This window comes from Paenibacillus sabinae T27 (assembly GCF_000612505.1).
In the GTDB taxonomy this organism is placed as follows: domain Bacteria; phylum Bacillota; class Bacilli; order Paenibacillales; family Paenibacillaceae; genus Paenibacillus_AQ; species Paenibacillus_AQ sabinae.
Genome location: NZ_CP004078.1, coordinates 450,806 through 464,023, shown reverse-complemented (window position 1 = coordinate 464,023; position 13,218 = coordinate 450,806). Strand labels below are relative to the sequence as shown.

At 56.4% G+C, this 13,218-nt stretch carries 14 protein-coding genes; 5 read left to right on the top strand and 9 right to left on the bottom strand.

Features of this window, described 5'->3' with window-relative positions:
- Window positions 1-244: 244 nt before the first annotated feature.
- From PSAB_RS02160 to PSAB_RS02140, 5 genes are all read right to left on the bottom strand, one after another.
- Window positions 245-568: a cytochrome C oxidase subunit IV family protein gene (locus tag PSAB_RS02160; protein ID WP_025332948.1), complete on the bottom strand. Its 324-nt coding sequence runs from the start codon at window positions 566-568 to the stop codon at window positions 245-247.
- A gap of 3 nt (window positions 569-571) precedes the next feature.
- Window positions 572-1,198 (bottom strand): cytochrome (ubi)quinol oxidase subunit III, encoded by a 627-nt coding sequence (locus PSAB_RS02155; protein WP_025332947.1) that lies wholly within the window; start codon window positions 1,196-1,198, stop codon window positions 572-574.
- 7 nt (window positions 1,199-1,205) lie between these two features.
- Window positions 1,206-3,044 carry a cytochrome c oxidase subunit I gene (gene ctaD, locus PSAB_RS02150; RefSeq protein ID WP_051529827.1) on the bottom strand — a complete coding sequence of 613 codons (1,839 nt, stop codon included), beginning with the start codon at window positions 3,042-3,044 and terminating at the stop codon, window positions 1,206-1,208.
- Window positions 3,045-3,164: 120 nt separating this feature from the next.
- A complete protein-coding gene (gene coxB / locus PSAB_RS02145; RefSeq protein WP_025332945.1) occupies window positions 3,165-4,211 on the bottom strand; it encodes a cytochrome c oxidase subunit II in 1,047 nt (348 codons plus the stop codon).
- Between the two features lie 305 nt (window positions 4,212-4,516).
- Window positions 4,517-4,705 carry a hypothetical protein gene (locus PSAB_RS02140; RefSeq protein ID WP_019913840.1) on the bottom strand — a complete coding sequence of 63 codons (189 nt, stop codon included), beginning with the start codon at window positions 4,703-4,705 and terminating at the stop codon, window positions 4,517-4,519.
- 547 nt (window positions 4,706-5,252) lie between these two features.
- Here PSAB_RS02140 and PSAB_RS02135 point away from each other — a divergent pair.
- The 3 genes from PSAB_RS02135 to PSAB_RS02125 all read left to right on the top strand — a co-directional run bounded on the left by PSAB_RS02135 (window position 5,253) and on the right by PSAB_RS02125 (window position 8,254).
- Window positions 5,253-6,275, top strand: a complete 1,023-nt coding sequence (locus PSAB_RS02135) for a serine hydrolase domain-containing protein (RefSeq protein WP_025332944.1) — start codon at window positions 5,253-5,255, stop codon at window positions 6,273-6,275.
- 570 nt (window positions 6,276-6,845) lie between these two features.
- Window positions 6,846-7,184 carry a DUF4870 domain-containing protein gene (locus PSAB_RS02130; protein WP_025332943.1) on the top strand — a complete coding sequence of 113 codons (339 nt, stop codon included), beginning with the start codon at window positions 6,846-6,848 and terminating at the stop codon, window positions 7,182-7,184.
- Between the two features lie 110 nt (window positions 7,185-7,294).
- Window positions 7,295-8,254 (top strand): diacylglycerol/lipid kinase family protein, encoded by a 960-nt coding sequence (locus tag PSAB_RS02125; RefSeq protein ID WP_025332942.1) that lies wholly within the window; start codon window positions 7,295-7,297, stop codon window positions 8,252-8,254.
- 925 nt (window positions 8,255-9,179) lie between these two features.
- Here PSAB_RS02125 and PSAB_RS02120 read toward each other — a convergent pair.
- The 4 genes from PSAB_RS02120 to PSAB_RS02105 form a co-directional block, all read right to left on the bottom strand.
- Entirely contained in the window at window positions 9,180-9,758 is a 579-nt protein-coding gene (locus tag PSAB_RS02120) for a xanthine phosphoribosyltransferase (protein ID WP_025332941.1), read from the bottom strand.
- Between the two features lie 97 nt (window positions 9,759-9,855).
- Window positions 9,856-10,161, bottom strand: a complete 306-nt coding sequence (locus PSAB_RS02115; protein ID WP_025332940.1) for a hypothetical protein — start codon at window positions 10,159-10,161, stop codon at window positions 9,856-9,858.
- A gap of 46 nt (window positions 10,162-10,207) precedes the next feature.
- On the bottom strand, window positions 10,208-11,047 hold the full coding sequence (locus PSAB_RS02110; protein WP_025332939.1) for a TrmB family transcriptional regulator: 840 nt from the start codon (window positions 11,045-11,047) through the stop codon (window positions 10,208-10,210).
- A gap of 36 nt (window positions 11,048-11,083) precedes the next feature.
- On the bottom strand, window positions 11,084-11,839 hold the full coding sequence (locus tag PSAB_RS02105) for a zinc ribbon domain-containing protein (protein WP_025332938.1): 756 nt from the start codon (window positions 11,837-11,839) through the stop codon (window positions 11,084-11,086).
- A gap of 239 nt (window positions 11,840-12,078) precedes the next feature.
- Between PSAB_RS02105 and PSAB_RS25310 the strand changes: the two genes are divergently transcribed.
- Window positions 12,079-12,234 carry a hypothetical protein gene (locus PSAB_RS25310; RefSeq protein WP_158442548.1) on the top strand — a complete coding sequence of 52 codons (156 nt, stop codon included), beginning with the start codon at window positions 12,079-12,081 and terminating at the stop codon, window positions 12,232-12,234.
- Window positions 12,235-12,622: 388 nt separating this feature from the next.
- A complete protein-coding gene (locus PSAB_RS02100; RefSeq protein ID WP_038596386.1) occupies window positions 12,623-13,204 on the top strand; it encodes a GTP pyrophosphokinase in 582 nt (193 codons plus the stop codon).
- Window positions 13,205-13,218: the final 14 nt, after the last annotated feature.

Sequence of the window (13,218 nt, the reverse complement as noted above, 5' to 3'; positions counted from 1 at the left end):
GTCATCGCATCATCCGTCATCGCACAGGCTTTTGAGAACTATGGTCCCTACCGGCTCCTGCAGATTCAGCAAAGTCCCTTAGCTCTGGTTACGAAATGGATTTCCCCATTGAACGCGCTTCAAGAAAGACATCCCCGAGCAGAGGCTCCCAGCCTTCGCAAGCTTGTTCATCCCCTTTAACGTTAGAACCCGGACAGAGCTCCATTCCGACAAAAGGCAGGCCCGCGGCCCGCCCCTTTTCCCGCTAATCCCACCAGACCCAGTACAAGGCCATAATAATGCACGTTCCGGCAATCAGGAAACCGCCCAGCATGAAAATAATCGGCATCATATGCCCCTTATCCTTCAAATGCATCCAGAAACCCATCTGCACAAAGACCTGTATCAACGCCATTACGAGCAGCAGAATGACTGCAAAGACCGGGTTGACGTCTCCAGCCGCCACCGCCGCAAAGGCGATCAGCGTCAGCACAGCCGAAAGAACGAAGATCATAACATGCTTCTGCGGACCTTCCTGACGGTGACGGCGCTTCACGCCGTTATCCCGCGTATGCTGTTCAGCAGCCATAGCCTAGCCCACCTTTCCAAGCAGATAGACGACCGTAAAGATGAAGACCCACACCACGTCGATAAAATGCCAGTACATGGCGGACACGTAGATTTTGGGGGCGGTCACTACAGTCAAGCCCTTGTAGCCCAACTGGCCGATCAGCAGCGAAATCCACAAAATGCCGAAAGCGACGTGCGCGCCGTGGAACCCGACCAGCGTATAGAACGCCGAGCTGAACGCGCTTGTGGTCATGCCGAATTGTTCATGCCTTACGTACTGGGTGAATTCGTAAATTTCCAGTCCCAGAAAGCAAAGGCCGAGCACTACGGTGACAAGCAGCCAATTCCGGAGCATCGCCGGATGGTTCCGGTGCATCGCCTGGATGGCGAAGACGCTGGTTAGACTGCTGACGAGCAGGAAAAAGGTCGCCGCCGCAACGAGCGGGAGATGGAACAGCTCATTGGCCGTAGGGCCTTCGTTGGTCTGACCCCGCAGCGCCAGAAAGGTGGCGAACAAGGTGCCGAAGAGCACGGCCTCGCCGCCGAGAAACAGCCAGAAGGCAAGGACTTTGTTGCGGCCTTCGGCGGTCGCTTTTTCCGGTTCATGCGGCAGGCCGCCGTGAACAGGTTCTGCATGAGAAGTTGTCATACCCGGTTCACCTTCCTTCCAGCTCTTCCGGCTCGATATGCCAGCCGTGATCGTCAACCAGCGAGCGCAGCAGCATCGATCCAAACGTAATCAGCAGACCCAGACCGGTCACAATATAATTATTGAACAAAAAGCTCACGAATCCGCCTCCGAAATCGTCGCGGCTAAACATGAAACCGAACCCGGCGATAAAAATGCCCACCGACATGATGAACGGCAGCGGGGTCGCCGAAGGCATATGGATCGAACCGACAGGCTCGGCCGGCGTCATCCCCTTGTTCCCCGCCATCTTCTCCTTCCAAAGAGCGTCAAGTCCACGCACAAGCGGCGTTTGCTTGAAATTGTATTCCGGCGGAGGCGACGGGATGCTCCATTCCAGCGTGCGTCCGTCCTCCCAGGGATCGTCTGCCGCATCCGGCGGCTTTCTTGAGGTGACTATGATATTGGTTAGAAAAATCAGCGTGCCAACCCCCATCAGCCCGGCCCCGATCGTGCTGACCAGGTTCAGCGTGTCGAAATGCTGATTCGGCAGGTAGGTGAACACCCGGCGCTGCATGCCCATAAGGCCGAGAAAATGCTGGACGAAAAAGGTCAGATGAAAGCCGATGATGAATGTCCAGAAGGTCCATTTTCCCAACGTCTCATTCAGCATGCGCCCGAACATCTTCGGCCACCAGTAATGCAGCCCCGCGAACAGTCCCATCACCAGGCCGCCGACGATCACGTAGTGAAAATGCGCCACGACGAAATACGTATCATGGAACTGGAAATCCGCAGGCGCGGACGCCAGCATAACGCCGGTCACGCCGCCCATAGTGAATGTCGGAATGAAGCCGGAGGCGAACAGATTGGGTGTGGTAAAACGCACCGAACCACCCCACAGTGTAAACAGCCAGTTGAAAATTTTGATCCCGGTCGGGACGGCGATCAGCATCGTCGATACGGCAAAGAGCGCGTTCGCCACCGGGCCAAGACCCGTCGTGAACATATGATGCGCCCACACCATGAAGCCCAGGAAGGCGATCAGGATTGTCGCGAACACCATGGAGCTGTAGCCAAACAGCCGCTTGCGTGCAAAGGTCGGAATGACCTCGGAGATGATGCCAAAGGCCGGAAGAATGAGAATGTAGACTTCGGGATGGCCGAAGATCCAGAAAATATGCTGCCAGAGTACGGGGCTTCCGCCTGCTCCGGGCTCGAAGAAATTCGCGCCGAGAATCCGGTCGAAGGTCAGCAGTACAAGGCCGACAGTAATGGCGGGAAAAGCGAACAGAATAATGGCGGACGTTATAAACGTCGTCCAGGCAAACATCGGCATCCGCATGTATGACATACCCGGCGCGCGCATCGTAATGACGGTCGCCAGGAAGTTAATGCCGCCAATGAGAGTGCCCAGGCCGGCAATTTGCAGGCCGATCGTGTAAAAATCGACGCCGTGCGTCCCGCTGTAAGCCGAAGTAGATAGCGGCGTGTAGGACGTCCAGCCCGCATCGGGCGCTCCGCCCATAACCCAGCTGAGGTTCAGCAGCAGGCCACCGAACAGGAACGTCCAGAAGCCCAGCGCGTTCAGAAAAGGAAAAGCAACGTCGCGCGCGCCGATCTGCAGCGGAATGACCGCGTTCATCAGCGCGAAGATAATCGGCATGACCCCGAGGAAAATCATTGTCGTGCCGTGCATCGTAATCAGCTCGTTGAAGGTCTGGGCGTCGACAAAGTCATTCATGGGCTTAATGAGCTGCCACCGGATCAGGAGCGCTTCAATTCCGCCGATGCCGAAAAATAATCCGCCGGCCCAAAGATACAGAATGGCGATTTTTTTGTGGTCGACGGTCGTAATCCAGTCCATCAGCCCGGTATACCGCTTGACGCCATGCCCCAAAGGCTTCGGTTGATCCAAGGTATGCGCTGCTTGAGCCAAGGTTCGTACCCCCTTTTCAAATGTATCGCTTGGTAAGGGCTTACGTAACTAGTTCAGTTTATAGCTGGCCAGATACTCGGCAATCCGGTCAATTTCATCGTCTGTCAGGCCCATATCCTTGCTGGGGTCGGGCATTCGGTTGCCCGGTTTTACGCCTTGCGTGTCATGCAGCCACGTCTTGAGATTCTCCTCCACGGGCGCGCCGTCCTGACGGGTATCGTCATTGAGCAGAATGCCGGCCACTGATTCGCGGGAACCAATGCCGGTCAGATTTGGCCCTACCGCCAGCCCCTGATCGCCGACCGCGTGGCATTTCAGGCACTGATCCTTAAAGGTCTGGGCGAGCGCCGGATCTTCGGGAAGCACCGCGGGTGCTTTTTGCGCTTCGATCCACTGCTTAAATTCATCATTGCTAACCGCTTTCACTTTGAATTCCATGAATCCGTGGGAAGGTCCGCACAGCTCGGCGCATTTGCCGCGGTATACGCCTTCCTTTGGCGCGCTGAAGCTGAACCGGTTGGTTGCTCCGGTCGGATTGGTGTCGATTTTGCCGGATAGAGAGGGGACCCAGAAGGAATGGAGCACATCGTTTGTCGTCAGTTCAAAGGCAATGTTCCTGCCTGCGGGAATAACGAGATCCTGCGCCGTCTTGATGCCGAAATCGGGGTATTCAAATTCCCACCAATACTGGTGGCCTGTCACTTTGACTTTAATCGCGTTCTTGTCGCCTGAATGATTTTCCCCCAGGGCGAACACCGTCCTCACCGTCGGAACCGCCAGCACAATAACGAGAATGAGCGGAATGACCGTCCAGAGCACTTCCAGCTTGAAGCTGCCCTCGATCTGCTCCGGAATTTCATCCTGCCCAGGCTTGCGGCGGAAACGGATCAAGACATAAGCCGCGATGGAAAAAACGATCAGCAGCACGACAATCATGATGGAAATCGCAAGCTTCATGAGTCCCAGCGAGCTTTCGGCGGGCGGACCTTGAGGCCTTAGAACCGAGAGGTCTTCCCGGCCGCAGCCGGCGAGAACCGTTCCGAACACCGCGATCAGGGGAAGAAGCCGCCTTGCAGAGAGCCATGTTCTCATCATAGATCAACCCCGCTTTTTCCGATTTCAATTAAGTTACTTATCCTGCGCTGTCAATTATAACAATCACTATTAATATAATTTTCAGGGTCTGTTTTGTCAATCGTTCACATCTATTTCAAAATAAGAAAAAAGCTTGTCAAATCAACATTTGCAATCGGTTTCTGTAAGCGTTATTATTAGTGATAAGGTTTGTTTTGATCGGGTTTTGAATCCAGGAACTTTGTGTGACGACACAAAAAAACCGTTCTTTGCGGCATTCGCAAATCACGGTTTATAAAATCCTTTCGGAATGATAAGTTGAACGGTTAAGAGACTGACGAATTCATCCTGACGAGCTCATGCTCCACAACCATGGTGAGTTCTTCCTCATAGCCTCCCGTTATCCGGTATTTACGGACATACTCTTTGACGAATTTCTTCGGATCCTTGGGCCGGAAAATACGTGTCATTTCCCGCAGACTTTCCTTGACTTCGTTGTGACCTTTACTTGCCATGATCAGTTCCCTCCCAAAACATTGAAAATGAATGCTCCGTTGTAGAGAATGCATGATGAAAAGTCCGCCATAACTTCGAAATGCAAGGGCGCTCGCAAATGCCATTAGACCGAATGCCGCTTGCATTTATCGATTCTCCGCGATAAGCCGGCAGAAGCCTGGCCTACGAATCGGGAATCTGTGAAGCAGGTTCGTCGCGATTTGGGCTGAAAGTTCAGGTGCTAAAGAACACCTTGACACTGTGATTACCCGAAAAGCCAAGTCTGTGAATCACTCCTTTCGGGCTTTATCGTTTTATTGTATCATATTCTCGCCCAACTTCCACCTTTCCCGTGTAAAGCCTACATAGTAAATTTTTTTTACAAATCGTTTGGAACATACGTTCCACTTCAGCATAAATTCCCCGCACCGGATTAGTCAAGTGTGAGAAATTCCGAAAACAATTGGTTAACCTAATAGTGAACAGTAACCTTAGGGCTTGGAAGGGGAACGCCATGCATGAGCAACCACCGTCTTTATTTATAAAATCTGGCATAGGGAGCGCGCCATGAAGCCGGCGGTTACCCTGCTTCGCTCGCCCCACGCCTCCGTTCCCTATATTCCGATGGCGAAGCCCGAAGATACGGGAACCTGCGCGGAAAAGCTGGAGCAGGCCCACCAGGCCGTGCTGCGGGAATATCCGAAAATGCACAGCATGCTGATCGCGCGCCGCGGCCGGTTAATTTGGGAGCGGTATTACGGAGAAGGACACGCCGCCCGGTTGAACGACCTCCGCTCCGCCACGAAAAGCGTGACCTCCCTGCTGGCCGGAATAGCCACCGGGAGAGGCGAAATGCCGGAACCCGACGTCCCCGTAATCGAGGTGCTGGGAAAGCATGTCCCGCATCTGCATTCGGAGCAGCTGCCGGAGATTACGCTCCGCCATCTGCTGACAATGACCTCGGGCTTCGTCTGGAAGACCGGGAAAAGGCTCGGCGAGCCGCTGATCCACAAGTTTCACCGCAGCCGCCGCTGGGCCTCCTTCGCCCTCGGCCTGCCGATTGTGCCGGAGAACATCGGCACCTTTCAGTACCGCAGCCCCGATTCGCATCTAATCTCGATGATGCTGACGGAGTCGACGAGGCGGGACGCCTTCGCCTATGCGATGGAGCATTTGTTTACCCCGCTCGGCATCCAGCACGCCGCCTGGCTGCCAAGTCCCGAAGGCCACAGCATGGGCCATATCGGCCTGCATTTGACCTCGCGGGATATGGCCAAGATCGGCCTGTGCCTGCTGGACGGCGGCAGGTATGCGGGGCGGCAGGTCATCCCGGCTGGTTGGCTCGATCAGGCGCTGGCTGCCCAGACCGCCGGCTACCCGGCATACGGCGATTACGGCTTTCAGTTCTGGACGGGCACCATGTCCAGGCAGCCGTTCTCGGTGGCCCACGGGCACGGCGGGCAGCAGATTCTGCTGCTGCCGAAGCTCTCGGCCGCCATCGTCTTTACAGCGAAGAGCAGAACCAGCCACTGGAAGCATCCCCGAAAACTGGTCGAGCAATACATTATTCCGGCAATGGCAGACGGCTGAATGAGAGCAACGGACTTAAATTAGCGAGATGATGAACTGGGATGAATGGGATAAGCGGATCAGAAGAATCAGTCGGTTGGATGGATATGGCGGATCTGAAGGATTGGTGCAGGATAAGGCGGATCAGAAGGACCGGTCGGCTGGATGGATAAGCGGATCAGAAGGGCCGGTCGGCTGCAGGATAAGGCGGGGTGGCAGAATAGATCGGCTGGATGGATGAGGCGGAATGGCAAAATAGATCGGCAGCTTAGACTTGGCGGGTTGGCAGAATAGATCGGCTGGATGGGTAAGGCGGATCAGAAGGGCCGGTCGGCTGGATGGATAAGCGGATCAGAAGGGCCGGTCGGCTGCAGGATAAGGCGGGGTGGCAGAATAGATCGGCAGCTTAAACTTGGCGGGTTGGCAGAATAGATCGGCAGCTTAGGCTTGGCGGATTGGCAGAAAGCCGCTTGCAGCCTAAACGCTGCTCATACTTTGTCCGGCCCACTCATAAGCTTGTGTAGAGGAAGCGCCCGTGCAAGGCCTGTGCCCGCGGGCGCTTTCTGTCCATATGACAGGAGAGTGAAGCCCTTGTCCCCGTTTCGTTCATCCGTCGGCTTGCCGGATTATATCGCGGCTGCGCTATGCTATCTGTTCCCTTTTGCCGGGGGCATCGTCTTTCTTGCCCTGGAGAAACGCAGCCGGTTCGTGCTGTTCCACTCCCTCCAATCGTTATTGGCCTACGGCGCGCTCATGATCGGCCATGTCCTCGCCGGTCTGCTGCCTTTTATAGGCGCGCTGCTTGCGGCGCTCATCTTCCTGTGCAGCTTCGGCATCTGGCTGCTGATGACCTATCACGCCCTCCGGGGTAACTGGTATAAGCTGCCCTGGGCCGGCAATATTGCGGAGCGGCAGCTGCGGCGTCTGTAAGCTCTTTTGGCCTCTAACTTTCGGCCTATGAAAAAGCATTCCCATTTGCCATCTCCCTTCAGTACAATGAAAGAGGACAACAGCATGAATCTGGGCCTGGGGGAAAAGGAATGTACTTGTTTGTAATCAATCCGTGTTCCGGCGGAGGAGCCGGGCGAAAAGTCTGGCAGCGGATCGAGAGGATGCTAAAGGAGCGAGGGGCGGAGTATGAAGCGCTGCTCACAGAGAGCGCTTCAAGCGCAGGCCGCGATGTCATGCAGGCGCTATCCCGCCGGGAGCGGTGGAGCGCCTGCGTCGTAGTCGGCGGCGACGGAACGATCCACAGCGTACTGGAAGCGCTTAGAACACGCGGCGTTCCGCTCGGCATCGTGCCGGCGGGTTCCGGGAACGACACCGCGCGCGCCTTCGGCATTCCGCTGGAGCCGGAGGCTGCACTGGATGCCGCGCTGACCGGTATCCGCGTTCCGGCCGACCTGCTGGCCGCAAACGGCGGCTATACATTAACCGCCGTCGCCAGCGGATTCGACGCCCAGGTCGCCGAGAACGTCAACGCCAGCCGGTACAAGCGGCTGTGCAACACCCTTCACGCAGGGCAGCTGGCCTATCTGATCGGCATTTTGCATACACTGATCACCTTTAAGCCTTGCGGGGCCAGCGTCCTCTGCGACGGGCAGGAGCATCGCTTCGAGGGCGTCTGGCTCGCATCGGTCTGCAACCTGCCGAGCTACGGCGGCGGGCTGCTCATCGCGCCGCAGGCGAGACCGGACGACGGCCGGCTCGACGTCTGCGTCGTCCACGGGTGCAGCCGCATGCAGCTGCTGCGGCTGTTCCCGACGGTGCTGAAGGGCAGCCATGTCTCGCTGCCCTTCGTGACGATGCTGCGCGGGACAAGCGCAGCGGTGCACTTCGATCGCGAGCAGCCCGCGATCGGCGACGGCGAGAGCATCGGCCGCGGCGCGCTGGCCGTGCGCTGCGAGCCAGGGGCGCTGGCCGTGCTCGCGCCCCCGGCTCGGGGCCCGGCGGACCCGGCGCCCCAGGAAGGCACCGGGAGCCGCGCGGGCGGCGCCTGACGCCCGCGGCGAGAGGCGGGCGCCCGCGCGGCGGCGCAGCCAGGTGCGCCAGGTGCCGCTGGCGCCCCCCCGGGGCGCTTCCCGCCTTCCTCGAGTGCAACGCCCCCTCTCCGGAAGCGATAACAAAACAGCAGCCGTTATAGCGGGCCATTTCACCCGGTTATAACGGCTGCTTATTTTTCCGGAGTCCGGCGGCCCAATCCCCCATTGGGAGGAGGACCTCCTGTTCACCCGATTCATTCATTGCATATATGCCCTCTACTCAACGGATGAAAACCACCAGCCCTTTCCGGGCTCAAAAAGAAGCTGGCTTGAAAATAAGAGGGAAAAACTCCCTTTTAATTTTGCATTTATTCCTTTTTTATTATTTAAGCTGGAATTTCTCCCTCTAAATTCGAACAAACGGCTCGAAAAGAGGACTTAATCTAAAATAAAGCGGAGAAATTCCCTTTTATTCTCCAATAAGGGCGGTTTACTCTGAAATAAACGGTACTTTTTCCCTTTAATCGACTGAAACCACGCATGGGAGGGACTTTCGCCCGTTGTCCAAATGAACGACCAACGCCCAGTTCGCAGACCGCCGGATCAAAGGGCTCGGAGCGTATCGCTCGGCCAGCCTAACATGCCGGGGCGCTTCTTTCCCGGCCTCTTACCCGCGGCGCGCCTTCCACGCTGCGACCTCCGCATCCATCGCCTCTCAACGACGCGTCTTCCCTCACATCACCCTCCGCATCGCCTCACTAGGCGCACCTTCCCCGCATCGGCCTCCGCATCACTTCACCAGGCGCGCCTTCCCGCGCATCAGCCTCCGTATGGCCTCACCCGACGCACCTCCAGCACATCGCCAGCCGCCTATCGGCCCGGGGCACGTCATTCCCCAGCTTCGTTCATCCCGCACCTTACCGGGGCACGGCCCCCAAGGGCCCTACTCTTCCCCGACAAAAGCCATCTTCTCGTCCTCGAGCGACGCGATACGCACCAGAGACTCCACCCGGTAGCCCGCTTTCAGCAACAGCTCGCGGCCCGGCTGGAACGACTTCTCAATCACGATGCCGATCCCGGCAACCGTCGCGCCGGCCTGCTCCACAATCCGCGCCAAGCCGAAGGCGGCCTCGCCGTTGGCCAGGAAATCGTCGACGATTAGCACCCGTTCGCCGGGTTCGATGAACTTTTTGGAGACGGTAATTTCATTGGTCTCTCTTTTGGTGAAAGAGTAGACCTTCTCCACGTAGATATCCTCCGTCAAGGTCAGCGACTTCTGCTTGCGGGCGAATATAAGCGGTACCTCAAGCTCCAGCGCCGTCATGATTCCCGGAGCAATGCCGGAGGATTCGATCGTCAGCACCTTCGTAATCTTGTCACCCGCGAACAACGACTTGAACTCGCGTCCGATTTCGCGCATCAGGAACGGGTCCATCTGGTGATTCAGGAAAGAATCCACCTTCAAAACCCCTTTGGCGAGCACAATGCCTTCGTTCTTCACCTTTTGCTTCAAGAGCTCCATATGTACTCCTCCTTCTGTATCCTGATTCATGCGGCTGCAGGAAAGGCCCACTCATCCTCAGGTCCGGCGAGGAGAAAATGGGCCTTTCACGACCGGTTCAAAGACCTGACGGCTTCGGCGGCAGCAGATTGCTGACGATCGATTTCAAATCATGATCTTCCCCGGATTTTTTGTCACCCGCGTCATAGCCGGTGATCCGGATCTCGGAATAGTCGGCCCCCGCGTCTACAGGCTTGAATATCAGTTTCTCCCGGTCATCGAGCCTTACATTGAACTTCATGTCCTTAAACATGTCAATCAGCTGGCTCTCGGTCGGAGCCGCTCCCTCGTCAAGAAACAGCAGCCCCCGCAGCGCTTTGGGCCCTTTCGAATGCAGCACTTCAAAATGAACGATACACTCCATTCTTCTTCACCTCCCTGGCATGGTTTGGCCTATTTGCGGTTGAAGGCTAGTCACCATCCCGAGTGTTCCCCGGAGCCCCTGCCTCCATCCGTTCCGCTTCGTCTTCGCTTCCGATATATTTACCGTAAATGCTCCGGTAGCGATGGCCGTATCGCCGTTCCAGTTCGGGTCCCATATCCTGCTCCAGCTCGAACAACACCATTTCCTGCATGAAATGGCCCAGCAGCAGGTCCACCAATACCCGGTGCTCGGTCACGACTGCCTGGGCCGTTCCATCCCCGCCGCCGCGCATGCCGAGCATGCACCACCGCCGGTCGACCACGAATGAGAACTTGCGGCCTTCGGCTTCCTCCATCCCGGCAAGAGGCGGCCACGGCAGGTACGGGCTTGCGGCATTGCCGCCGTCAAAAGCCCAGAGGAGCCTCACTCCGCGCCGCTCGGCCTGCTCCAGCTCGCTGCGCAGCAGCGAGGCTTCCTCCCGCCATACGTCGACGACAATCTCATGCTCCGCCGCGTTAAGCTGGCGGATCAGCGCATCCATGACATTGCGCTCGCCTTCCACATTATAAAAGGTGCTGCTGACCGAGCCGCCGCGCGGCATTTCGCTTTGAACGAAGGCGAGAGACGCCTGAACCCGCCCGGAGATCATCTTCGAGAGCTCTTCCGGGGCCAGGACGCTGTACCGGGCCGGCTCTCCGTCGCCGCAGCGCACATACCCCTGCTGGGTCAGGCGCTGAAGCGCGGCATACACATTGGACCTGGAGACACCGAGGCGTTTTGCCACCTCATATCCGGAGGATTGACCGATCGCCGCCAGCTCCACCATAATTTTGGACTCCATTTCCGTAAAGCCCAGACTGCGCAGATGCAGCAGCAATTGTTCCATTTCTGTCATCCCTCCCAAGGCCGGCTGAGTGTAAGACTAAATCTGTTCCGATCCGCAGCGCGGACACCACATGGAGCCTTTGGGCAGGTCCGCCCGGCAAATCTGGCATTTCACCGTCTCGCGCGGGCCGGTGTCTTCTTCCGTCTCCTCGTGACCCTTACCCTGCCAATCCCGGATACGCCGGTCGAGCTCAAGCTGCCTTTCCCGCTCCCGTTCCAGCTCATCGGCCAGGCGGCGTTCACGCTCCGTATCCTGCACGTTCCCGGCATACTCGGCTACCGGAGCCGGGAGCGGAAGCTCTTCTTCCTCGCTGTCGTCATGGCTGTAGTCATAAAGCTCCGGTTCCTCCTGCGGCCCCGCCGAAGCCCCCCGTCTGTCCTGTTCATCCGTTTGCCGATCCGGTGCCGGAGCGTAAATGACCGGAGCGGGAGCGCTTGCGGCCTGCTCCATTTTGCGTCCGCAGTGCGGGCAGAAATTTGCGTCCAGCGGGGCAATAAATCCGCATTTGCAGAGTCGTTCATTTTTGAGTTCGGCGATGCGCGAGCGCAGAGCGTCGATTTTATCCTGAAGTCTGAGGCAGGAGCGGGACATTTCTGTCATTTGACCTTCAGCCAGAGATAAATCCCTGGAGCGGTATCCCTCATAAAAGATCTTGCCCATCTTCAGAAATTCCATTTCCATTTCGTGCTCAATATCGGAAATTTGGCTGTTCAGCTTGCCGATCTCCACGGAGTTTTGCGCTTTTTCGCTAACCCGGGTGGCTCCGTCTTTAATGCGCTGCAACAGATTCATAGATAGTCCCCCTTCTCACAATGAGCCAAACATAGCACCGGCGAAAATGAAACGGCGTCCGCCTTACAGGAGGGTATCCGTTTCCACTTGATTTCTGGGCCAAACAAGCAACCGCACGAGGCCGCCGGAAACTATGTCTCTATCATACCAAATGTGACGGCCAGATTCATTATTTGTCGTCTCGTGTATATTACTTAAAAATGATGCTGACAAATCTCACCGAAGCTGGAGGGATTATCGTGACGGACAATGAAAGCTACTATGTATCCCTTAAACACAGGCTGGTTCAGGATATGCGGGGCGAAGCGGGAGAGTTCGAGGTCAAGCTGGAGGATACGGTCTACCGCGACAAGGGATACGGCGAGGACGGCTCGCCCATAAATGCCCATAAATAAGTAAGCGTTTCCTCTTCCCAGAATGCCTTTTTCTTTTCGGCAGAGAGCTTCCATATGCGCCCGTTTGGCATTAGTCTGATCATCGGGAAGCTTTTTGCTAAGAAGAGCGGGGCTTTTTATGATGAACCCACGGCCGTTGTTCCTGATATAAGCGCGAAGCGCCTTCAAAGGGGCGGATAATAAACTGGATACAGGTGGAAAATTTTGCATCCGGCGGTTCACATCGGTTAAAATGAAGGGGCGAATAAATACTAAATTCGGGAGAGTATCCGTGAAAGAACAAGATCGCAGAATGCTAACACTGGATCAACTGCAGGTTCACGTTCAGGATTTGGGCCGTTTGGAATTAAACGAGGAGCTGTCCAGGCAGCTTGACGAATTCAAGAAAATGCCTGCTCTTTACCACCTGGCCCTTAAAGAGCTTGAGAACAAAGTCGAGACGCTGAAGACCGAATGGAAGATGCGGGACGGGTACAGTCCGATTGAACATATCAAGAGCCGGGTTAAGGAGCCGAAGAGCATCCTGCAAAAACTGGAACGCAAAGGGTACGCCCTCAGCTTCGAGAATATCGAAACGCATATTCACGATATCGCCGGCATGCGGATTGTCTGCGCTTTTGTCAAAGATATTTACCGGTTGGCCGATCATTTTAGCGCCAGGGAAGATATCCGCGTGCTGGAAATCAAGGACTACATCGCCCAGCCGAAGCCGAACGGGTATCAAAGCCTGCATGTGATCGTCGCCGTGCCGCTCATTCTTCTGGACGGAACGAAATGGGTAAAGGCCGAAATCCAGCTTCGGACGCTGGCCATGGATTTCTGGGCGAGCATGGAGCACATTCTCTATTACAAATACGACAAGCAGTTGCCGGCCCATGTTGCGGATGAGCTGAAGAGCGCCGCACGAGCCGCCGACGAGCTGGACAAGAAAATGCTTCGCCTGCGCCGGGAGATTCTGGAGCTGTCTTGAGGCGGACAAGCTTA